Here is a 21109-nt window from a genome sequence, read left to right on the forward strand (position 1 = left end):
TCCGAAGAGTTATCGTCGTTTCGGGACCTTTGACTTACTCAAAATCCTCCCATCAATCCGCGCCAGCCCCTCCGCCACCGCCATCTCCGCCTCCACCGCCACCACCACTGTATCCTCCGCCGTAATCGGAACCACCGCCGGAAGAGCCGCCTTTGTTAACGGCCATCGAAGTTGGTCCCCAGGTCGAATAAGCGAAATAAAGCGGATCCACTTGCAAGGCGAATAGCGGTGCCAATGGGTAAGCGTCCGGTAAACTTCCTTTGAACTTCGGAAGTCTTTTCTTTGATGGATTCAGCAAATATGCTCGTGCCATCCAGCGGTCGATGTCTTCCGGATGAAGATGGTGAGGGGGCTCTGCACTCCATCTTAGTTTCATCTGGAATTTTGCAATGCTCATTTTTGTATAAAGCGCAGTGAAGGATCTTGGAAGCGCCTTTGGTATGACAAGGAACAGAATAATGCCGACAATAACCAATTGAAGAACTGCATCTGTGATAGTCGCATCCATCGTTTGGGCGCCTACGAAAAACAGGCCGATAAACAATAAGACAGCAGGCCATTTTTTACCTGGATTTACAACGTAAAAATAATATCCGAGACCGGCGACAATTACTGGAAATGCAATTCCCCAGCCACCTGCCCCGTCCGCGTAGAACCCGAACATCATCAAAATCGTGAGTAGCAAGATGATAGCTGTTTTCAAAATTTTAGTGAGCATCGTCGATAGCGCACCCGCCTCTATCATGAGTTTAAGGACGTTATCATGCCACGCCTCATGATTCACCACGAATTTATGCTGCTTTCGTGATTGCACGCGATCATTTTTATTCACTTCAATAGAAGGACCTGCGATATCATGCAAATGGAATTTCCGGTGGCCAGCCCGACCCCTGAATAACCAAGTGATCAAATACTGTTCATGCGGCAATAAATTCTTCATGTGTTGGCCTGACTGAAGTTGAAAAACGAGGGTCTTTTCGGGTGCACCATCCTCGCCATGGAACCTCGATGCTGAATCGGCCAGTTCCGCTTTGACGACACCCTTTTCAACAAGCGAGAAAAGGCCTGACAGGAAGCTTTTCCGGTTGAACTTGCCGTTTTGATCGATAAGTGACAAATAGGTTGGATCGGTTCGCAATACAAGATCCGTACTGCCGAACAGTGGAATAATCCGCTGTCTAAGAAGGAGAACAAGGATGATCGACACAATGAATAGAACGCGTAAACCATCCGCGGCTGTTGTTACGGTTGGAATGTTGGACCACCTTGCCTCCTTTTTAGCTATCAAATCTTTTTCCTGCTGGATCGCTTCCGTCAAAGGGAGCGGAGCGGCATACTTGCTTTGCCCCGTCATAATCGACGAAGGGAAAAACACACGGGTCCCCGTCTCTGTGTACGCGACCGATACTGGCGTATGAAAGGAAATTCCATTGCGATAAACCTTACTCACCAGACCTTCACGATCGTGCATAAACCCGTGGATATTGTCGTCACCCACATCTCCGGGCAAAACATAGTCAATGCTTATATTATTGAGGTCGTCCTCATGGTTAAAGCCGTCCTCGAAAAAGGTAACTGCCAAATCACTATATGTATCATACGATTTCACCGCGTATTGCATTCTATAGACGTACAGTACGGACACGGTCTCATTCTCTGCCTTGATGGATGTCGAGTAAGTGCTCCCTTTCGCTGACACTTGTGCTTGAGATAAGGTGGAGCCATCAATTTCACCAACAATCGGGCTTCGGTCGTTAATCAAATACGCCTCAAATCCACGAATCTGACTAATATGCTCCTCTGGGAATGAACGCGTCAATCTCGAAAATGAACCGTCAAATGTATACGTGAACACCTCATTGACCAACATCTCCCCGTCCAGCTGCACCCAACCCTTAATCTGCACCCGATCCACAGTGAATGACTTTGCATGCGCGGTAATAGGGAAAATCAAAAACGACATCAGCATGATCAGTATAAGTTTCCTCACCGTCATCCCCCCTTTTGAATTGATATACGTGCAGGTGTTGGAAGGAGTTTCAAGCACTGCTCGAAACGGGAAGTATGGCATGGTTCAATGAACAGCAGCTAAGGCGGATAGCATATACGCGGCATATCTTTGTTCCTATTACTTCACATTTCGCGAAAAATGCCTTTGACAAACTAAACCGCTTTTATGGGGCGGGGTTTTGCTCGAACAACTTCAACAACCTTATGTCGCCCGTTGCCTACCTGTCACACTAATGCTACAATGGACTATAGGATTAGCTATAGAAGGAGTGAAGTCTTCATGTGGTTCCTGTACATCATGTATACATTGTTCGCATTCATCATCCTTGGAACGACGTTTGGTCTTGTTCGTACTTTCAATAATCATAAGTGATCGCAAAGAAAGCACTCCAGCTACGGAGTGCTTTTTATTATGCAGTCACATCACGCTTAACAAAGCTTGTATAGCTGATCACCAAGAACACAACGACGTAAACTCCCAATACTGCAAGTGAAAACGGCATTGTCATGTCCTCTACCAACATCATCCCGGTTTCAAACTGAGTCAAATCCATATGTGTGAACAGCAAGTATTTGGCAATTTCATATTTCGCAAGCAACGCGGAAATCGTCGTGCCTGTGAAATAGATGAATAGGGATAATCCGATTGCGAGCGAGCTTGAACGGAAAACACTTCCGACAGCAAATGCGAATGTTGATGTAACAAACACACTGCCGAATGACAGCAATACCATATATAAGCTTTTTCCCCAAACGTCGGATAAACCCTGATCCGTCCCCGATTTAAACAAAACAATCGCCAATAGGATGTAGACAACGTATCCAATTACCATAAGAAACATGCCGAATAGATTTACTGTAATAAACTTCGACGTAAGGATTTTCCACCGTTTCACCGGTCGCGTCAGAAGCATTTTAATGGTCCCTTGTGAAAACTCCGACGCGACAATGCCCGCCGCAACGATGACTGTCAGCAATAGGACGGTTCCGCCAAGTGAAGACGGATCCCCAATCATCGATTCCCTTGTGAAATTGCCCCCCATATTCTGGGTACTAATATATTTCATCAAACTCATCATGCCTGCAGTCATCACAATCATGATCGCAACCATGACCCACGTACCTTTTTTATTCCACAATTTCATCCACTCATTTTGCATAAGTTTCAGCAATTTGGCCACCTCCAGTCATCTCAAGGAACTCATCTTCCAACGTTTTCTTATGTGGTTGCAACGCGAAAACTTCCAAGCCTTCAGCAACGAACGATCGCATGATTCCCGGAATCTGCTGTTGCTCCACATTCGCTAACAAGCCGCTTTTGAAATCATCCACACTGAATCCTTCATTTACAAGCAGCTGCTTCGCCCTCTCAACAGGAGTAGCTTCGATATAATAGAACGATTCCTTCGTCTCCGACATTTCACGGATATCGATCAGCTTCCCATTCTGAATGACAGCAATCCGATCGCACATCAATTCGATTTCAGACAACATATGGCTGGAAACGAAAACGGCAACCCCTTCAGCCTCCGCAATCCCACGCAAATACGTACGGAACTCCCGGATGCCCGCCGGGTCAAGTCCGTTTGTCGGTTCATCCAATATCAAGAACCTCGGACGGTGCAATAAAGCCTGCGCTAATCCAAGTCGCTGACGCATCCCAAGCGAATACGTCCCAACTTTTTCATGAATACGGTTTTGCATCCCTACTTGGCGGACAACCTCATCAATCCGCTCCTTCGTCACGCCTTTATGCATGCGTGCGAAATGGACCAAGTTCTTGTAACCCGACATGAACTTATACATTTCCGGATTTTCAACGATAACGCCGACCTTCGAAAGGCCTTCCTCGAAATTATCCCGCAAAGATACCCCTACAATGACGACGTCGCCGCCCGTTTGCTTCATCAGACCGACCATCATCCGGATTGTCGTCGTTTTCCCCGCTCCATTCGGACCAAGAAAACCAGTAATCGTTCCCGGATACAGTGACAAATTCAGATCATTAATGATTTTCTTACCGCCGATTGTTTTAGATAAATTCTTTAATTCCACTACAGGTTTCATTTTACATTCCCCTCCTGTTTCCCATCTCTGAACAACGATACCATCCAGCTTGTTGCATCCACCCCATAGAAATCTCTTATCACGTCAACCGCTTCATGTGCAATGATAACACCGCCTCGCATGACGATAATTTCATCCAAAAGCGGTTCGACCTCCCGGATTTCATGCGTCGACATGATAACTGTCTGACGCTCCGTGTCTGTAAAACGGATGAGCCCTTTCGAAATATCATCCCGCACCATCGGGTCGAGCCCGGAAAACGGTTCATCCAACAGATAGACATCCGCTTCACGCGCAAGCGTCACGGCGATTTTCACACGCCCCCGATTCCCTTTGGACAAGCTCTTTATCTTCGAATCAAGCGGCACATTCAGAAATTGAACAATCTCCTTCGCCTTCAGAACATCAAAATCCTCGAATTGTGATTCATAGAAGTCAATAAGCTGTTGAACTGTGAAATACGTATAGAAATCATCCGTATCGGACATATATGCGATCCTTGAAGCAATCCTTCGCGTAATCGGCTTTCCGTCAAACTCCGCGCTTCCACTATTGGGTGTCAATAAACCCGCCATCATCTTCAATAATGTCGACTTTCCGCTCCCGTTTTCACCGACAAGCCCGATCACTTTCCCTCTTGGAATAGATAAGGTAACGTCCTGCAAAGCTCTTTTACTTCCGTACTTCTTCACGATATGTTCCAAATTAATCATTATCAGCACCCCGTTCCTGCAGACACTTCACAATTTCATCCGTCGTAAATCCGAAAGCCGCCACGTTTTGAAGGAATGTCGTGATAAGCTGTTCCTTCATTTCATTGCGAAGCGCTGTAATTTTCTCCTGGTCCTCCGTCACGAACGATCCCTGCCCCCTTCTTGTCTCAGTGATCTCCATCTGCTCCAACTCCTTGTAAACGCGCTGCATCGTATTCGCATTCACGCCAACTTCCACTGCATATTCACGGACGGACGGCAACTTTTCGCCCGCTGCGAGTGTGCCGCGCATAATATCCCCCAAAATCCGGTCGATGAGCTGCTGGTAAATCGGCTTATCCGGTAAAAAATCAATGCTCATCGTTAATACCTCACTTTCTTCTCAAGCAAAACTGCACCACTTGCAAATAATACGATTGAAATGAGGATGTATACGAGTGAACCTATGTTAGGTCCAAATCCTCCCCATATTACCTCTATAATTCCCCATACCATTGACCCAAAGAAGAAAAATATAAACAAAACAATCATCGCCAACCAGCCAATCTTCAATGACAAAAGCCTATAGATCACCCAAATCGGCAAACTTGCTGAAATCGCGAAAGTGGTAGTAAGGAATACTTTTAGCAAGTTCGGCCATTTAGGGATAACCCCTTCAAATCCACCGATAAAATAGGCGACAACCCCTATGACACTCCAAATCAGGTTAGATAGTCCTACTAATAGTAGAGCCATTAGCATCTTGGAGCCTAAAAGCCGTGTTATTGAAGCTGGGGAATGCAGCCATACATCTGGCCGCTTCATATCCGTATGAAGACTATGGACGAATAGCAACGCTCCAAAATACATTTGAAAAAACGAGAACGAATTCGTAATTTCTATAACGTCGAATATTCCCCCAACCGCGAGGGGTGCGAAACTTGAGACCGCAATCACGGTGAAAAGCAAGATAAACGCAAAGAATGTATACCTCATCAACGTCCATTCTTTACGAAATAAACCATTCCAGCTGATCATAACCTCACCCTCTTTTCAAATAAGGTGATAGCCAAGTAAAGTATGCCGACTGTAAAGAAAATAGCGAAGGCAATCTCACCTACGTACAAGACCGTATTTTGGAACATAAAGTTATCATATGAGATTTCAATATTAGTATTTTTTATTGCTACCAAATCAAAGCGTCCTACCTTTATAAACCGTTCATAAAATGAAGAACTTGTGACCTCGCCATAAACTCGTGCTGAAATGATAAATAAGACCAATGTGATGACAAGCGAAAACCCTTTAAGAAGCGGTTTTAGCAGTTGATCAATGACGATAAAGAAAAACCCATAAACCATAAATTGGATAGACATGAGAAAGACAGCACTTATTAACAGGACGCCTACAAACAGTAATTCACTGAACATCACTTCCGGATGCGGTGTAAATAGATAACGTGTTGCAACGACCACCACCGGAACGAGTAAATATACCAATCCCATTCCCGCCGCCATGAACAGCTTCACCCCAATAAGTTTGGACGTCGTCGCCGTTGAATGAAGCCATAAATCCGGCACTTTCATATCTTTGTTGAAGGTAGTCGCGAACGCGATGACCGGCACAAAAACACAGGCACCCGCCGCCACGAAGCTGATGATCATCGCCATCTCAAATACGGGAAACTCTCCCTCTCCCACCGTTAATACCTTCAAGAATGTCGGGAATATGAACAATCCCATGAGCATCAGAAGGACCAAAACGATTATTTGTACCCTCCATTGCACCCATTCCTTATGCAATAAACCATTCCACTGCTTCACCATCTTCCCCTCCTGTATCGGTGTATTAGTTACATAGTACACTACAATGTTTAATGGTGCAATGCATTTTAATTATTTTCTGAAGATTAATTCGAAAGTCCTTTTGATTCCACGGCGAGAAGTTATCGATCATTTCCCGGAGTTTATCGGTCATTTCCCGGCACTTATCGATCAATTGAAGCGATTTATCGGTTATTTCCCAACTTATTTCGATTATTTCCCAAGATATATGGTCAATTCGGGACTATTCACCCACTCAAAAAGAAACCTCTTAGTCGCTCAAAAGCATTTGGCGCGACAAAAAAAGGGTGCTAAGATGACTTCCTCCGCGAGACTTATCACGAAGTCAATTATCCATAAGCACCCTTTATACATATTGTTTCATTTTCCGTCATAGCTTCTCTTGACAAACTCCCATACACTTAAGATAACAACAATAAAGGAGAGATCCATATGCCAGAATTCCTCACAGGCATCGACCATATCCAAATTGCAGCGCCACCGAATTCCGAAGAACAGGCACGCAAATTTTACGGCGAGCTACTCAGAATGAAAGAAATCCCGAAACCAGAAAACTTACAAGGTCGCGGTGGATGTTGGTTCCAATGCGGTGCACAAGAAGTCCACATCGGTATCCAAGCAGATTTCACGCCAGCAAAAAAAGCGCATCCCGGATTCACCGTACGTGCGCTCGAAGAATTGAAATCCCGTCTTATTGCGTCCGGCTACCCAATCACCGATGAACCACCAATCGCTGGCCGTGCCCGCTTCTTCACAAATGATCCATTTGGCAATCGGATCGAGTTTTTGGAATTTGACTAAGACACAATAATATCCTTCTCCTGCTGATCCAAACGATTCAACTCTTCCATGGCTTCATCGCGTTTTCGTCGCAGCTGGTCCTGCACCCGGCGGACATCGCGGAGCACGACATTCAGCTTACTTTTTGCATCCGTTATCCGCGAATGCACCGCCCAGTCGGAGAAGATATTATCGAAGAAAATATCCGTGAATGTGAAAAAGTCTCTTTGATTTACATTGAAAGATTCCGATGCAAAATTTTGGACGTCCATCAATTCCGTCTCATAATGCCGAAGGGCTCGTTGCGCGCGGTGGACGAGGTCGTCCGAGCTGTTCATTTCCGAATACTTCATTGCGGAAACAATTAGACCCCCACCTAAAAACGTGTCCCACATCGACAGCCCTTCGGCATTGCCCAACTTATCGAGCGCTGCGTCAAGTGTCCTCATCGCCTTGTCACCCGCTTCATACGCCTCGTCGATTTCCCTGACCAGCGACCGGACGCGCACTCGATCATCTGCGATTTTCTGCAAAGTACTGTTCGCCACCGAATCATTCTGCCGGATCCACGCCTCTTTTTCCTTCAAGAAGTCTGCCCAATCTTCATCGATATAAAGAAAATCCTCCCGATTCATCTGTTCCCGTAGCCGGCCAACTTCCGCCTCCAAATCCGTCACTGTCTTCTCTGCCTCATTGTATTTCAGTTCGGCCTCCACGACTTCATTCATTTCTTTTTCCATTTGCACATCCCATTTGCCCGTCCACTCTTTGAGTTTGTTTGCAAACGAGAATTTCCCAAGTTTCACGACATCCTGTTGCTCCTTCGTTAGTTGCCTATGCAAACGATCCCGCAACTGGACAGCTTCCTTATATTGCGCTTCTGCACCATCGAACCTCCGCTTCACCCGGTTCCGTTCATTCCGCAGCATCGTCAACTCCATTTGCCGTTCATGAATATCCGCTCTCATCGCACTCACTCCTTTCCTTATATACGGAAAATATCGTTTGAGGTTTCAATCAAAAAAGCCGCCCCTGTAAAAAGGCGACTTTCCTTCAATGTTTAATTTCCCTACGCAGCTTCCGATGGTCTCGACGAGCGGGACCTGTGTCGAATAACCGCTTTTCGGCTTCGGTTTCCGGATAGATGCCCGGAACCGGCGTCGGCCTGTTATTTTCATCCATGGCAACCATCGTCAGAAACGATTCTGTTGTCAACTTGGTCGTGCCGGTTACCAAATCCCTTGAATGAACCGTCACGAACACTTCCATCGATGTGCGGCCAGTTGAACTGACAACCGCTTCGAGTTCAAGTATATCGCCGACCTTTGCCGATGATAGGAAGTCAACTGAATCGATGGATGCAGTGACGGCAGCAGCCTTGTTGGAATGCTTCATCGCCGCAATGGCGGCAATTTCATCTATGTACGCTAACACTTTCCCACCAAAAATCGTCTGCATGTGGTTCGTATCCGGCGGTAGCACAAGCCTCGTATTGATTGTACGTGAGTGGCTCATCGGCCGTTGTTCCATCGTCATCATCTTCCTTTCTCTACTCCTTCTATTATACCCATTTCCAAAAAACTCACTCGAATAACATGAGGGAGTAGGAGTGCTCAAACGAGAAATGGCCGTCCCGCTTCACGCTTTCCTCAATGATCCTTCCGCCCTGCATGACATAAACTCGGTCACATAAATGCTCAACGACTTTCAAATCATGAGAAATAAACAAAATCGCCATGCCCATCTCCCGGTTCAGCCGCTGAATCAACTCAACAATTTCCTTCTGTATCAATCGATCCAAATTCGATACGATCTCATCACAAACTAACAGCTTCGGTTCGACAAGGATTGAGCGCAGGAGATTTACCCGTTGACGCTCCCCGCCACTTAATTCCGAAGGGCGCCGGGCCAAATGCTTCTCTTCCAAACCTACTTTTTCAAGCATTTCGCGGATATGGGCGTCTCGATCACCTTTCATCTTCCGGAGTGGTTCCTTCAAAATTTCGCGAACAGTCCAGGATGGATTCATAGCGGCGGTTGCATTTTGGAAGACGATTTGACAGGAAGCATAGAAATCATCTGCTGTCGCAAATGAAACCGTGCCTTCATCCGCGGATTCCAAACGCATGATCAGTCGGGCTAATGTGCTTTTCCCGCTGCCACTTTCACCGACAATCCCAACAATCTCACCCTCGTCAACTGTCAGATTGATATCTTGAAGGATAGCCTTTTTCGGTTTCCCTCGGCCATAGCTTTTTGAAAGATGTTCTACATTCAGCACTTCCGGCACCCCCTTTCCTAAAAACGGCTATCAAGCAACCTCTTTGTATATTCATGCATCGGATTTGCCAAGACATCCTCAACAGACCCCGTCTCAACTACCTCGCCTTTCCGCATGACGATCATTTCATCCGCCACGTCCGCGACGATATCCAAATCATGCGTGATGATGAGTACCGTCGTACCGCCTTCATTCAACACGCGAAGCCACTTGATGAACTCCTTCTGGACGACCTTATCAAGCGCAGACGTCGGTTCATCCGCTATCAAAAACACAGGCTCCATATACAATGCACAAGCAATCATGCAACGCTGCAGCATTCCACCTGATAACTCAAACGGATACCGATCCATGATATCGGCGGACAAGCTTAACCTTGAAAGGATTTCCGGCATCTTCGCTCGAAATTTCCCCTCATTGTCACCAACCCGGCCTGCGGAAAATGCATACAACTGCCGCTCCATCTTCACACTCGGATTAAAGCTGTTCAATGCATCCTGAAAGATCGTGAAAAACTCACCCTTCCGCAATGCCGCCTTTCTTTCGGAAGTTGCTTTCAACAAGTCCAGGTCCTTATAAAACACTTCGCCATAAGCACGCGCACTTGCAGGCAACATCCCTAACATCGCAGATACTGTCATACTTTTCCCGCTTCCGCTTTCACCGATCAGCGCCGTCACTTTCCCTTCCGGAATTAAAAACGAGCTGCCATGAACGACAGGGACACCTTTTATTTCAACTGATAATCCTTTCGCCTCAAGCATGGAACCGTCTCCTTCCGGGATCTTTCAACGCTTCTCCGATGAAGTTAATGGATAGGATCGTCAAGAAAATGAGAAATCCAGGGAAAACACCGATCCACCATGCGCCGATCAACAAATCATTTTGGGCATTGTACAGCATATTCCCCCACGACGGAATTGCAGGCGGTATGCCGATCCCAAGGAAGCTTAGCGATACTTCGATAAATATAGCCCCCGCTAAATTGAAGATTGTCACGACGAACAACGGCGGCAAGCTGTTGCGCAGTAAATGTCCTGTAATGATCTTCCATAAAGGGGTTCCGAACATTTTCGCCATTTTAACGTACTCCGCATCCTTCAATCGGATGAATTCCGAGCGGACAATTCGTGCAGTCGTGAACCATCCCGTCACGCCTATGATGAATGTCATCCCCCACATCCCGCCTTGCATGATCGCCTGGAAACCTAACACCAAAACAAGTGACGGGATGGAAATGAGCGCTTCAAGAATCCTCATCATGACGCTATCGGTCCATCCACCGACATAACCACTTATTCCTCCATACACGATTCCGATGACAAATGACAGTGCGACCGACAAGCTGGCGACTGCCAATGTCACTTTTCCACCTTCCAATAACCGAGAGAATACATCCCTTCCAAGATGATCCGTCCCTAACAGATGTCCGTTCCCGGGTGGAGAATAGACAGCGTCCAGATCCATTTCATTAACCGGATGGGTTGCTAAGGGACCGGAAAGCAAAGTCATAGCGACAATCAAGCCTAAAAGTGAGCACCAGAAAACAAGCATTTTCCTTGGTTTCATCCGCCCAACTCCCCTCTTCGAAGCTTCGGGTCAAGCATGTACATGAGGACATCAATTATTAATAAGGTTACGATGACAATCAACCCCGTAAGCATGATGCCGCCCATGAGCAAAGGATAATCCTTCACCATGACGGATTTTACAAGCAATTGTCCGAGGCCAGACCATGCAAATAGGGCTTCCACAATAACCGAGCCCCCGAAAAACGAAGGAACCGTCATACCAAGATAATTCAAATAGGGAATGAAAGCGTTACGTAGCACTCCCCGTCTGATTTCTCGCTCCTCTACACCGTTCGCCTTTGCAGCCATTACATAATAACTTCCGATTTCCGACTTTACGCTCTCTTGGAGGAAGCGAGCGTACAGGCCGACATGCGTCAATACGACGACGGAAGCAGGCATGATCAGATGCCTTAATTTATCGACAAAGCCGCCTTCACCCGATAAGCTTCTCGTCCCGGAAGAAGGAAGGATACCTAACATGACGGAAAATAAATAAATGAATAAAATCCCAAGCCAAAAAGGAGGGATGGAAGAAGACGCGATACTGAATGTCGATAGCCCTCTGTCAAGCAGTGACCCTGGCTTCATGCCTGCAGCCATGCCAAGCCAAACCGACCCAAGGATGATGAAAAACATTGATACACCAAATAACAGAAGTGTATTCGGCAGCCTTTCCCCTAAGATTGAAGTGACAGGACGGCCCTCTTTTGCTGACATGCCGAGATTCCCTTTCAACGTCTCCTTCAGCCATGATCCATATTGCATGATCAGCGGACGATCGAGCCCAAACTCCTTGCTGATCCGCTCCTTTTCAGATGCGGTCAATGTTTGGGCATTGCCCCCGTAATATGCCGTTGCCGAACTACCCGGCCCGGCATTCATTATGAAAAAAGAGAGGAAGCTCACGATGAGGAGGACAAGAATCCCCAACATCATGCGCTTCCCAATCCATTTAACGGTCATTCCACTTCCACTCCTCGACATTCCAAAGGAAGCCGGAACCGTGATGGCCGAGTGTACGCTCCTTCACGCCTTCGATATTCCCGTTAATGCCATAAACTGCATTGACATACGCAATGAACGCGAACGCCGGATCGTCAGCAAGTTCTTTTTGGAAGGCCATATAGCTTGCCTTCCGCTCTGCCTCGTCCATTGATAAACGACCTTTTTCTAACAAGGTATCCACTTTTTCATTCGAATAGTTTCCGAAGTTATAACCGGAGCTTGTCAAACTCGATTCGGATGAATGGAATAAACTGTACGTATGATGATCAGCATCATACGGACTGCCCCAACCGATCATGAAGGCATCTGTCTCTTCAATCGTGATTGCACTCCAATCCAGCGCAGCGACATCCACATCTGCACCGATCGCCTTATACCCTTCAGCGACATAGTTCGCCATATTGACACGGACCGAATCAGACGCAGGGGCTGTAATCGTAAAGCTCAGTTTCTCACCATTTTTATAACGGAAGCCATCGTTCGACTTTTTCCAGCCTGCTTCATCCAACAAGGCTTCGGCACGAGCCTGGTCAAAGCTATATTTTTCAATTTGCTCATTATGAAAAGCATGCTTTTGAAGTGGAGAATAAGCAACTTCTCCATGCCCTTTCAAAATGCCTTTCACAATCTGCGCACGGTCGATGGCGAAACTGAAGGCCTGACGAACACGTACATCCTGCCAAAGCTTGTTTTGCATATTGAAAAGGATGCCGCGATAATCCGCTGTATCGACATCGTAGATTTTAATAGGATTCCGCTTTTCCAACTCACTCACTTGCACCGGGTCAAGCAGAGTGATATCGACTTCTCCTGAAGCTAACTGCAAGGCACGGACGTTGCTGTCTGGGATGAATTTGAAAATGACTTTCTCGATGGACGGCTTCGTACCATAAAAATTATCGTACGCCTTCAGCGTCAAGCTATTGCCACGGTCCCATCGGTCGAACTGATAGGGACCCGCTCCAATCGGATGGCTGTTGAATTCAGCCGTCCTCATCTCAACGCCCTGAAACGCATGCTTCGGTAAAATCGGTAGCGTCAGCTTATCAAGAATTGGCGTGAACGGATGTTTCAGCTTCAGTTCAAACTCGTAATCATTCAGTTTTTTCATTGAATCCACTTCAGTAAAATCGGACTTCAAAAACGATGCATTTTTATCATCCAATACACTTTCAATCGTAAAGATGACATCATCTGCAGTAAGCGGCTCACCGTCATGAAAACGGATATCCTCTTTAAGCTTGAATGTATAGGTCAACTTGTCATCTGATAAGACGTACGAATCTGCAATATCGGCCTTCGGTTCGTTGTTTTCATCAAAACGGAAAAGGCCGCGGAAGAGGAGCGCATCCAAATTCGTTTCCTCAAGAATCGGATTCAGTCCGGCGAACTCAGCTTCTGATGCATAGATAAGACTATTTTCCTTCTTGACGCCTACAGACTTCTCTTTGCCTTTTCCGCATCCCGCTACAACTAAGAGGATGATCAGTGAGAAGAGGGCTATCTTGCCTATTTGTTTTTTCATAGTTTCCTCCACACCTTAAATGAGTGCTGACAGCTTGGAAAAGACGCGCTTCATTTCCTGCATCAGCCTCCATTGATTCACGCCTAAAAAACGGCAATGTACGGCATTTCCTGCAAGTCTTGTCACTCCAGCTCGCAAGCCCTCACCAACATTCAACTCCTCTTGGATTTCCCGAAGGTCAAGACGATCCGCTTTGTCCGATACAAGCCAGATGGAGCCAACATACAATGCATCTTCAAGCATTCCGAGTTCTTGGAAATTCATATTCTCCGGAATGAAATGAAGACTGTCGAAAGCAATCAGCTCTCCTTCAACGTAGATCTTCATTTTTGACTTCAATGAAGTGAAATCAAATACTTCCCCTCGCATCTCTCTGCCCGGAGCAATGATTTCTCCCCATAGCAACGTGGCATTGTTCGCAAGGTGGATTGTCGTTTCCATTTGGAACTTTGCTTCAGCAAACGGAATAATCACTTCGGGCATCCATTCAAGGCGCGCCTCTTCCGCAAGCTTGACATCAATTGTTTGCACGCAAGTATCACCTGTATGCGACCTGTACACCTTCAATGCCGACTGCTGGATAATCCGCGCTGAGCTTCCCGGCAACAGTTCGATTGTAATATCATTCCGATCGCCCGCCACCATTCCGCCCGATGACTCCATCACATATACCGTAGCCGTAGGATCATCGCCTTGGTACAGCTCACGGCTCGCCTTCAAAGGTGGTTGCTGGAATACATGCGGCATCCGGGTATAACCTCTTCTTGGCTCAAACACCATCTCTAACTTCCCATGGTGTCTGATCCGAGGTGTTTTACTTACTAACATTTGTTGTCTCCACGCCTTCAAGCAGCATGTTCCGTTTAATCCATTCGACGATTTTATCGACGTTTTTGCGTGTCCGTACATCCGCAAGGACATAAGGTCGTCCGCCTCTCATCTTCTTCACGTCGCTCTCATACTGTTCAAGGTCAACGCCGACATGCGGTGCAAGGTCAGTTTTATTGACCAATAAAAGATCGGATCTTGTTAACGCTGGTCCGCCTTTTCTTGGAATATCCTGTCCTTCCGCAACGTCGATTACGTAGATATAGCCATCTACAAGCTCAGGGCTGAATGTTGCAGATAAGTTATCCCCACCGCTCTCGACGAAAACGATATCAAGGTCATTGAAGCGTTCCTTTAGTTCATCGATTGCCGCAAAGTTCATGGAAGCATCTTCACGGATAGCGGTATGCGGGCATCCGCCAGTTTCCACTCCCAAGATTCTGTTTTCATCCAATACACCGTGATTCATGAGGAATTGAGCATCCTCGCGTGTGTATATATCATTTGTGATGACTGCAACGTTATAGTTTTCATGCATTGCGCGGGTCAATGCGTCGACGAGCGATGTCTTGCCCGATCCGACGGGACCCCCGATTCCAATACGTACTGGTTTCATATAGAAACCGCCTCCTTTAAAAATTAACTTATATAAAATCACGAAATAAATAATCTCGAGAATAAGTATTCATGTTTCATTGATGCAAGCTCGATGCCTAATGCATTGTTGCTGATGTCTTCTTCACTTAGGCCGGCTACAATACTTGCTGCAGCAACGACCTCTTCCGAAAGCTGATGCATTGCCTGAACGCCTGTATTTTGTCCGAATGGCACTGCACGCACCGCATTTTGGACAAGCCCGTTCACCGATGAAAATAAATACGATAGTACCGCATGATGGGCATCGACTCCATTGACTGAACAATAAATGCCGTAAAGAATCGCATAATGCCCTTTGATTTCATTTGCACCAATTCGGCTTTTCCATTCATCGAAAAAAGCATCCTCAACAAGAGGTGCAACGGTCTTGATGAATTGTCTGCCCAAATTGACACTGGCGTCCCTTGACTCCTTTGCAAGCTTGATCGCCCCGCAGAGCTCTTCCAAATGCAAAAGACGATCGATGTCCCGGTTTTTGGCCGCCTCAAACGCTTCTTGAATAAGAATCGCGTCGCCGTATACGAGGTTCTGATGGAGAAACGTCGTGCAAAAAGCGATCAGTTCCTCCTTCTTCCGGATGTCATCCTCTTGGATATATGTTTCCATTCCATACGATTGTGTGTAGGTGCCGATCGGGAAAGCGGAATCATGGATTTGCAGCAGTCGAAGGAACTGGATATCAGTGGGAATGGCCACGGTATTTGAAAGGTTGTTTGAACCGTCTTTCAGTTGTTTCATATGCCACACCCACCTCATCCAATAATGGTGCAAGCGTATGGTCTGCACGGACTACAATCTCGTCTTTCTCTATTAAAGCCGGCGTATGGCGATTGCCAAGTTCAAAAGCCGCCTTGCCCATTTCGACCATATCGTTCGGACGGATGACGATGACCGGTTCCATTTTCGTCCGGATCACGATGCAGCGCTCGTCATCTTCAAACAAGAGGTCACCGTATTTCAACGGTTCCTCTTGATTGATACGCAGGGCGATGTCCGTACCTTCATTCGTCTCGGTACGCAGAATACGCTTGCTCAGTTCTTCCCATTCCAGCTCCACCCATTCGATGCGCTTCCCTGAAATCTCTTCTGTATCACCGATATTGCCTATGATTTTTTCAATTAACATCTCGTTATCTCCTTTAGAAATCGGCAGTTTGAGTAATTAAAACAAGAAATATCTTTGCGCCATTGGAAGGACATCGACCGGTTCGCATGTCGCCAACTCACCATCGATTTTCACTTCATATGTCTCCGGGTCAACGTCAATTACAGGCATTTCGCTATTATGTTTCATATCCGCTTTTGAAACGTTTCTGCAATTTTTCACCGTTCCGATCATCTTCTTAAGTCCAAGTTGCTCTGGAAGTCCTTCTTCAACCGCAATTTTCGGCAGGAATGTCATTGCCGCGTTTTGCGGCCCTTGTCCATGGTAGCCATACATTCTGCGACCCATCATCGGCTGCGGCGTCGGAATGGAAGCATTCGGATCGCCTGTCATCGCGTACACGGCGATGCCGCCTTTTATGACGACTTGCGCTTTCACCCCGAAAAATGCCGGATCCCATAAAACGATATCCGCCAATTTCCCGTCCTCGATTGAACCGACCTCATGCGATATCCCTTGGGCAATCGCTGGGTTGATTGTATATTTTGAGATATAACGCTTAACGCGATAATTATCATTGTCCTTCCCTTCGTCTTGTGGAAGCGGACCGCGCTGCTTTTTCATCTTATCCGCCGTCTGCCACGTCCGGATTGCCACTTCCCCGACTCGGCCCATCGCTTGGGAGTCCGACGACATGATGCTCAAGATTCCAAGATCCTGCATAATATCCTCAGCAGCAATCGTCTCAGGACGGATACGCGAATCCGCAAAAGCAACGTCTTCCGCCGAATCACGTTTCAAATGGTGGCACACCATAAGCATGTCCAAATGTTCATCGATCGTATTGACTGTAAATGGTTTCGTCGGGTTCGTCGATGCCGGCAACACATTCGGCAATGCCGCCATCTTCAGCTGGTCCGGCGCGTGCCCCCCACCTGCTCCTTCCGTATGGAAAACGTGGATGACCCGGCCGTCTATCGCATTAATTGTATCTTCAACGAATCCAGCCTCATTCAACGTATCGGAGTGCAAAGCAATCTGGACATCGTATTCATCCGCAACTGACAAGCTTAAGTCCAATGCGGAAGGAGTTGCACCCCAGTCTTCATGAACCTTCAAGCCAATCGCACCCGCCCGGATCTGCTCAGCAAGCGGATCCGGAAAAGCTGAGCTCCCTTTCCCGAAGATACCTATATTCAACGGAATGTCTTCGATTTGCTGCAACATCCGATGTAAATGCCATTTACCCGGTGTCACCGTCGTCGCTGTGGAACCAGATGCCGGGCCTGTCCCGCCGCCGATGAATGTCGTCGTCCCCGCATTCAGCGCCACATCCACCTGCTGTGGGCTGATAAGGTGAATATGCGTATCAATCGCACCCGCTGTCGCGATCAACCCTTCGCCCCCGTATACTTCCGTTCCAACCCCGATGATCATGCCCTGGTCGACACCGTCCATTGTATTCGGATTACCCGCTTTTCCGATTCCGGCAATCCTTCCGTTCTTGATACCGATGTCCGCTTTGACGATTCCTGTATGATCAATGATCATTGCATTCGTTATGACCGAATCCAATACACCGTCTTCTGAAGTCTTTTCGCCGTTCTGCCCCATCGACACACGAAGGGATTTCCCGCCTCCAAAAATGCCCTCATCTCCATAAGTGGTGTAATCCTTTTCGATTTCAATCCATAAATCAGTATCTGCCAAACGAACCTTGTCGCCCACAGTCGGGCCGAACATCCTTGCGTATTGCTCGTGATTCATCTTCACTTAACTGTCAGCTCCTTTAAATCCGCCATCCGATGCCTTCTCGACAATTTCGTCTCGTTTGTGAGTGGAACCTTCCGTCAATTTATTCAAACCGAAAACATGACGTCTTCCACCAAACTCGACAAGCTCAACTTCCTTCTCCTCACCCGGTTCAAACCGGACAGCCGTCCCTGATGGTATATTCAAATGCATTCCTACCGCTTGCTCACGATCAAATTCTAAGAATTTATTCACCTCAATAAAATGGAAGTGAGACCCAACCTGAATCGGACGGTCACCTGTATTTGCAACCTTCACCGTCTTCACAGCTCGTCCGACATTAATTTCAATCCATCCATCTGCCGCCTTGATCTCTCCTGGTTTCATATGAAAACCCCCTTATTGAATTGGGTGATGCACCGTAACCAACTTAGTCCCATCCGGAAACGTGCATTCAATCTGTACATCCTTTATCATATCGTCGACGCCTTCCATCACATCATCAACCGTCAGCAACTGCTTTCCCTCACTCATCAACTGCGCAACCGACTTCCCATCACGAGCACCTTCCATGATGAAATGACAAATAAGAGCTACAGCCTCAGGGTAATTCAACTTTACGCCTCGTGCCTTCCGCTTCAGCGCAAGCTCCCCTGCTACATGCAACAATAGTTTTTCCTGTTCAACTGGTGATAGCTTCAATAAAAACACCCCCGAATATTATTCACATATTTTAGATAACTTTAGATAGTATTCTGCTGAAACTATCTTTCCTATTCATTTTTTTCGAATCATTTAATGTTTTGCAAGAATATGCGGTAAAGGACATGCGTCCATTTGATTGGGACCCGGCTCGATGCAGGTCGGTATGAGGAAGTTGAGGAAAATACAACGACTCTATTATAAGATAATCATTTTTGCTTGGCAACTTCTACACAACACAGCAAGACCTTAAGGCGAATCGCCTTGTGACCGGCCATAAAAAATGGCCGTCCTGTAAATTCAGGACGACCCAACAACTTCCCTTACCGCATCCGTACGCTTCAACGTCTCTTCATCATGCAAATGACAAGCGACAAAATGTCCTTCTTCCTTTTCCAGCCACTTCGGTTTCAATTCCCCGCAAACCTCCATCGCATAAGGACAGCGTGTACGGAACACGCAACCAGACGGCGGATTGATCGGGCTTGGGAGCTCACCTTTCAGCAATATTCGTTCACGGGATTCCTCGATATCCGGATCCGGAATCGGGATGGCCGACAGCAATGCTTCCGTGTATGGATGCAATGGTTTATCGTAGAGCTGCTTGCTCGACGTAAGTTCCACCATATGTCCTAAATACATGACGCCAATGCGGTCCGATATGTATTTGACCATCGACAGATCATGCGCGATGAATAAATACGTCAGCCCTTTTTCCCGTTGCAATCGTTGGAGCAACTTGACGACTTGGGCTTGTACCGAGACGTCAAGTGCTGAAATCGGCTCATCCGCAATGATGAATTCTGGATCTAATGCAAGTGAACGGGCTATGCCGATCCGTTGCCGCTGCCCGCCTGAGAATTCATGTGGATAGCGATTTGCATGATCCCGATTCAAACCTACGTCTTCAAGTAATTCATTCACACGGGCACGCATTTCCTCCTGGGTTTTGTACATTCCATGGATTTGCATCGGCTCAGCGATTATTTCATAAACAGTGGAGCGTGGATTCAAGGAAGCATACGGATCCTGGAAGATCATTTGCATCTTCTTCAAGAAACGATGCCGTTCGTTATCCGTCATATCATGGATGCTTTGCCCTTCATATAAAACTTCTCCATCCGTTTTATTGTACAGGCCCAAAATCGTCCGCCCCGCCGTCGATTTTCCGCAACCCGATTCGCCGACGAGCCCAAATGTCTCTCCCCTAACAATATCAAAGCTGATGCCGTCGACCGCCTTCAATTTTTGCCCTCTTCCGACATCGAAGTAACGTTTCAAATTCTTTACAGATAGAATTACTTTCTTAGTCATTCAGCTCGACCCCTCTTCCGCGCCAAATCTTCGGACCGCGCTAATATCACGTTCAAGCTTCGAGCCCTCTAACTTCACTAACTCAACTGATTGCCCTGTGGAAGGCGAGTGAAGAAGTAAGCCATTTCCATAATAAAACCCGACGTGCCTGACATTACCTTTTCCTTCATCGTTCGCGAAGAATATTAAATCACCTTTTTTCCAGCAAGAGGGGTCACCCTTTGGTACCTCTTCTCCGCTCTTCGCCTGATCACTCGCATCTCTCGGAATAAAATACCCGCAAGCTTTCATCATATTGTACGTGAAGCCTGAGCAATCAAACCCATATGACGACATCCCACCCCAGAAATAAGGGAGATCCAAATAGACAAGGCCTTCGTCAACAGCCGATTCAGGTGGCCGCTTTTTAAATTGATGGATGGAAGGCGCCTCTACAATATCCGTTTTCAGTACTAATGCCTCTCCATCTGGTGTCATTACATGGAAATGATCTTCACTCTCATCAGTTAATGGCAGAATCGTATTGAATGGCACAATCATGAACGGAGTACTATCCGATTTCCATAACTGTGATTTTGGAATAGCCACCCGTATAAATCCTCCAGCCTCCTCAAGCGGAGTCGCCTTCTTCAATTGTGTGAGGGGTACCCAGCCCGGATAACCTCTTTCATCCTTCTTCGACGGTTGCCAAACGGCGATTATTCTCGCCCATTCACCGACGATCTTCTCCACGATGACCGGCTCACCATACAAAATCTGAGTCTGCACACGGTTGCTGTTGCAAAGGTCAAGTCGTTCTTCATACGCAAGCTTTTCCAGCCATTTATTCAAATGAAGCGGATTGGCAATACCTTCTTCGTCCATTTCACGTGCCGATTCAGGTGATGTCCATACCGTCGCGACCGGTACTGCGCATGCATACATATTCACGGTAAGCTCCGTCATACCGTTTCCCCCTTTCCCGTAACTCCCA

At 46.9% G+C, this 21109-nt stretch carries 24 protein-coding genes; 1 reads left to right on the top strand and 23 read right to left on the bottom strand.

The features are described from left to right. Nucleotides 1-52: 52 nt before the first annotated feature. The 7 genes from P5G49_RS04025 to P5G49_RS04055 form a co-directional block, all read right to left on the bottom strand. Nucleotides 53-1990: a DUF2207 domain-containing protein gene (locus tag P5G49_RS04025; RefSeq protein ID WP_301242166.1), complete on the bottom strand. Its 1938-nt coding sequence runs from the start codon at nucleotides 1988-1990 to the stop codon at nucleotides 53-55. 430 nt (nucleotides 1991-2420) lie between these two features. After that, nucleotides 2421-3182, bottom strand: coding sequence for an ABC transporter permease (locus tag P5G49_RS04030; RefSeq protein WP_301242167.1), 762 nt, complete (start codon nucleotides 3180-3182; stop codon nucleotides 2421-2423). Further along, complete coding sequence (locus tag P5G49_RS04035; RefSeq protein ID WP_301242168.1) at nucleotides 3160-4077, bottom strand: ABC transporter ATP-binding protein; 918 nt, start codon at nucleotides 4075-4077, stop codon at nucleotides 3160-3162. Before P5G49_RS04035 ends, P5G49_RS04030 begins: the two co-directional genes overlap by 23 nt. Next, nucleotides 4074-4790 carry an ABC transporter ATP-binding protein gene (locus tag P5G49_RS04040; protein ID WP_301242169.1) on the bottom strand — a complete coding sequence of 239 codons (717 nt, stop codon included), beginning with the start codon at nucleotides 4788-4790 and terminating at the stop codon, nucleotides 4074-4076. Before P5G49_RS04040 ends, P5G49_RS04035 begins: the two co-directional genes overlap by 4 nt. Then, nucleotides 4783-5151, bottom strand: a complete 369-nt coding sequence (locus P5G49_RS04045) for a GntR family transcriptional regulator (RefSeq protein ID WP_301242170.1) — start codon at nucleotides 5149-5151, stop codon at nucleotides 4783-4785. Before P5G49_RS04045 ends, P5G49_RS04040 begins: the two co-directional genes overlap by 8 nt. Before the next feature lie 2 nt (nucleotides 5152-5153). After that, entirely contained in the window at nucleotides 5154-5807 is a 654-nt protein-coding gene (locus P5G49_RS04050) for a hypothetical protein (protein WP_301242171.1), read from the bottom strand. Further along, nucleotides 5804-6592 (bottom strand): hypothetical protein, encoded by a 789-nt coding sequence (locus P5G49_RS04055; RefSeq protein ID WP_301242172.1) that lies wholly within the window; start codon nucleotides 6590-6592, stop codon nucleotides 5804-5806. The genes P5G49_RS04050 and P5G49_RS04055 overlap by 4 nt, the downstream gene beginning before the upstream one ends. A gap of 453 nt (nucleotides 6593-7045) precedes the next feature. Between P5G49_RS04055 and P5G49_RS04060 the strand changes: the two genes are divergently transcribed. Then, the gene (locus tag P5G49_RS04060) at nucleotides 7046-7414 is read left to right on the top strand and encodes a VOC family protein (protein WP_301242173.1); all 369 of its coding nucleotides are present in this window, start codon (nucleotides 7046-7048) and stop codon (nucleotides 7412-7414) included. On the opposite strand, the gene P5G49_RS04065 is transcribed toward P5G49_RS04060, so the two are convergent. The 16 genes from P5G49_RS04065 to P5G49_RS04140 all read right to left on the bottom strand — a co-directional run bounded on the left by P5G49_RS04065 (nucleotide 7411) and on the right by P5G49_RS04140 (nucleotide 21081). Next, nucleotides 7411-8361, bottom strand: a complete 951-nt coding sequence (locus tag P5G49_RS04065) for a hypothetical protein (RefSeq protein WP_301242174.1) — start codon at nucleotides 8359-8361, stop codon at nucleotides 7411-7413. The genes P5G49_RS04060 and P5G49_RS04065 overlap by 4 nt on opposite strands. 85 nt (nucleotides 8362-8446) lie before the next feature. Continuing rightward, complete coding sequence (locus tag P5G49_RS04070) at nucleotides 8447-8923, bottom strand: acyl-CoA thioesterase (protein WP_301242284.1); 477 nt, start codon at nucleotides 8921-8923, stop codon at nucleotides 8447-8449. A gap of 52 nt (nucleotides 8924-8975) precedes the next feature. Continuing rightward, a complete protein-coding gene (locus P5G49_RS04075) occupies nucleotides 8976-9674 on the bottom strand; it encodes an ABC transporter ATP-binding protein (RefSeq protein ID WP_301242175.1) in 699 nt (232 codons plus the stop codon). Nucleotides 9675-9691: 17 nt separating this feature from the next. Then, nucleotides 9692-10438 (bottom strand): ATP-binding cassette domain-containing protein, encoded by a 747-nt coding sequence (locus tag P5G49_RS04080; protein WP_301242176.1) that lies wholly within the window; start codon nucleotides 10436-10438, stop codon nucleotides 9692-9694. Beyond that, on the bottom strand, nucleotides 10431-11243 hold the full coding sequence (locus P5G49_RS04085) for an ABC transporter permease (RefSeq protein WP_301242177.1): 813 nt from the start codon (nucleotides 11241-11243) through the stop codon (nucleotides 10431-10433). Before P5G49_RS04085 ends, P5G49_RS04080 begins: the two co-directional genes overlap by 8 nt. Next, a complete protein-coding gene (locus P5G49_RS04090) occupies nucleotides 11240-12211 on the bottom strand; it encodes an ABC transporter permease (protein ID WP_301242178.1) in 972 nt (323 codons plus the stop codon). The genes P5G49_RS04085 and P5G49_RS04090 overlap by 4 nt, the downstream gene beginning before the upstream one ends. Beyond that, nucleotides 12201-13778 (bottom strand): ABC transporter substrate-binding protein, encoded by a 1578-nt coding sequence (locus tag P5G49_RS04095; RefSeq protein ID WP_301242179.1) that lies wholly within the window; start codon nucleotides 13776-13778, stop codon nucleotides 12201-12203. Before P5G49_RS04095 ends, P5G49_RS04090 begins: the two co-directional genes overlap by 11 nt. 15 nt (nucleotides 13779-13793) lie before the next feature. Continuing rightward, nucleotides 13794-14606 (bottom strand): urease accessory protein UreD, encoded by an 813-nt coding sequence (locus P5G49_RS04100; RefSeq protein WP_301242180.1) that lies wholly within the window; start codon nucleotides 14604-14606, stop codon nucleotides 13794-13796. Further along, nucleotides 14593-15222 carry an urease accessory protein UreG gene (gene ureG / locus P5G49_RS04105; protein ID WP_301242181.1) on the bottom strand — a complete coding sequence of 210 codons (630 nt, stop codon included), beginning with the start codon at nucleotides 15220-15222 and terminating at the stop codon, nucleotides 14593-14595. The genes P5G49_RS04100 and ureG overlap by 14 nt, the downstream gene beginning before the upstream one ends. Nucleotides 15223-15260: 38 nt before the next feature. Beyond that, nucleotides 15261-16001: an urease accessory protein UreF gene (locus P5G49_RS04110; RefSeq protein WP_301242182.1), complete on the bottom strand. Its 741-nt coding sequence runs from the start codon at nucleotides 15999-16001 to the stop codon at nucleotides 15261-15263. Continuing rightward, on the bottom strand, nucleotides 15943-16389 hold the full coding sequence (locus P5G49_RS04115; protein ID WP_301242183.1) for an urease accessory protein UreE: 447 nt from the start codon (nucleotides 16387-16389) through the stop codon (nucleotides 15943-15945). The genes P5G49_RS04110 and P5G49_RS04115 overlap by 59 nt, the downstream gene beginning before the upstream one ends. Before the next feature lie 36 nt (nucleotides 16390-16425). Then, on the bottom strand, nucleotides 16426-18141 hold the full coding sequence (gene ureC / locus P5G49_RS04120) for an urease subunit alpha (RefSeq protein ID WP_301242184.1): 1716 nt from the start codon (nucleotides 18139-18141) through the stop codon (nucleotides 16426-16428). Beyond that, nucleotides 18142-18507: an urease subunit beta gene (ureB, locus tag P5G49_RS04125; protein ID WP_301242185.1), complete on the bottom strand. Its 366-nt coding sequence runs from the start codon at nucleotides 18505-18507 to the stop codon at nucleotides 18142-18144. It abuts the gene before it with no gap. 12 nt (nucleotides 18508-18519) lie between these two features. Beyond that, complete coding sequence (gene ureA / locus P5G49_RS04130) at nucleotides 18520-18822, bottom strand: urease subunit gamma (RefSeq protein ID WP_301242186.1); 303 nt, start codon at nucleotides 18820-18822, stop codon at nucleotides 18520-18522. A gap of 300 nt (nucleotides 18823-19122) precedes the next feature. After that, nucleotides 19123-20136 (bottom strand): ABC transporter ATP-binding protein, encoded by a 1014-nt coding sequence (locus P5G49_RS04135; protein ID WP_301242187.1) that lies wholly within the window; start codon nucleotides 20134-20136, stop codon nucleotides 19123-19125. Beyond that, nucleotides 20137-21081, bottom strand: a complete 945-nt coding sequence (locus P5G49_RS04140) for a C40 family peptidase (protein WP_301242188.1) — start codon at nucleotides 21079-21081, stop codon at nucleotides 20137-20139. Between the last annotated feature and the right edge of the window lie 28 nt (nucleotides 21082-21109).

The sequence above is a fragment of the Sporosarcina highlanderae genome (assembly GCF_030433715.1).
Lineage (GTDB): Bacteria > Bacillota > Bacilli > Bacillales_A > Planococcaceae > Sporosarcina > Sporosarcina highlanderae.

Coding starts and splice junctions, on each gene's coding strand:
- P5G49_RS04035 (WP_301242168.1), bottom strand. CDS start 4,077: ATGAAACCTGTAGTGGAATTAAAGAATTTATCTAAAACAATCGGCGGT.
- P5G49_RS04040 (WP_301242169.1), bottom strand. CDS start 4,790: ATGATTAATTTGGAACATATCGTGAAGAAGTACGGAAGTAAAAGAGCT.
- P5G49_RS04045 (WP_301242170.1), bottom strand. CDS start 5,151: ATGAGCATTGATTTTTTACCGGATAAGCCGATTTACCAGCAGCTCATC.
- P5G49_RS04050 (WP_301242171.1), bottom strand. CDS start 5,807: ATGATCAGCTGGAATGGTTTATTTCGTAAAGAATGGACGTTGATGAGG.
- P5G49_RS04060 (WP_301242173.1), top strand. CDS start 7,046: ATGCCAGAATTCCTCACAGGCATCGACCATATCCAAATTGCAGCGCCA.
- P5G49_RS04065 (WP_301242174.1), bottom strand. CDS start 8,361: ATGAGAGCGGATATTCATGAACGGCAAATGGAGTTGACGATGCTGCGG.
- P5G49_RS04070 (WP_301242284.1), bottom strand. CDS start 8,923: ATGGAACAACGGCCGATGAGCCACTCACGTACAATCAATACGAGGCTT.
- P5G49_RS04080 (WP_301242176.1), bottom strand. CDS start 10,438: ATGCTTGAGGCGAAAGGATTATCAGTTGAAATAAAAGGTGTCCCTGTC.
- P5G49_RS04085 (WP_301242177.1), bottom strand. CDS start 11,243: ATGAAACCAAGGAAAATGCTTGTTTTCTGGTGCTCACTTTTAGGCTTG.
- P5G49_RS04090 (WP_301242178.1), bottom strand. CDS start 12,211: ATGACCGTTAAATGGATTGGGAAGCGCATGATGTTGGGGATTCTTGTC.
- P5G49_RS04095 (WP_301242179.1), bottom strand. CDS start 13,778: ATGAAAAAACAAATAGGCAAGATAGCCCTCTTCTCACTGATCATCCTC.
- P5G49_RS04100 (WP_301242180.1), bottom strand. CDS start 14,606: ATGTTAGTAAGTAAAACACCTCGGATCAGACACCATGGGAAGTTAGAG.
- ureG (WP_301242181.1), bottom strand. CDS start 15,222: ATGAAACCAGTACGTATTGGAATCGGGGGTCCCGTCGGATCGGGCAAG.
- P5G49_RS04110 (WP_301242182.1), bottom strand. CDS start 16,001: ATGAAACAACTGAAAGACGGTTCAAACAACCTTTCAAATACCGTGGCC.
- P5G49_RS04115 (WP_301242183.1), bottom strand. CDS start 16,389: ATGTTAATTGAAAAAATCATAGGCAATATCGGTGATACAGAAGAGATT.
- ureB (WP_301242185.1), bottom strand. CDS start 18,507: ATGAAACCAGGAGAGATCAAGGCGGCAGATGGATGGATTGAAATTAAT.
- P5G49_RS04135 (WP_301242187.1), bottom strand. CDS start 20,136: ATGACTAAGAAAGTAATTCTATCTGTAAAGAATTTGAAACGTTACTTC.
- P5G49_RS04140 (WP_301242188.1), bottom strand. CDS start 21,081: ATGACGGAGCTTACCGTGAATATGTATGCATGCGCAGTACCGGTCGCG.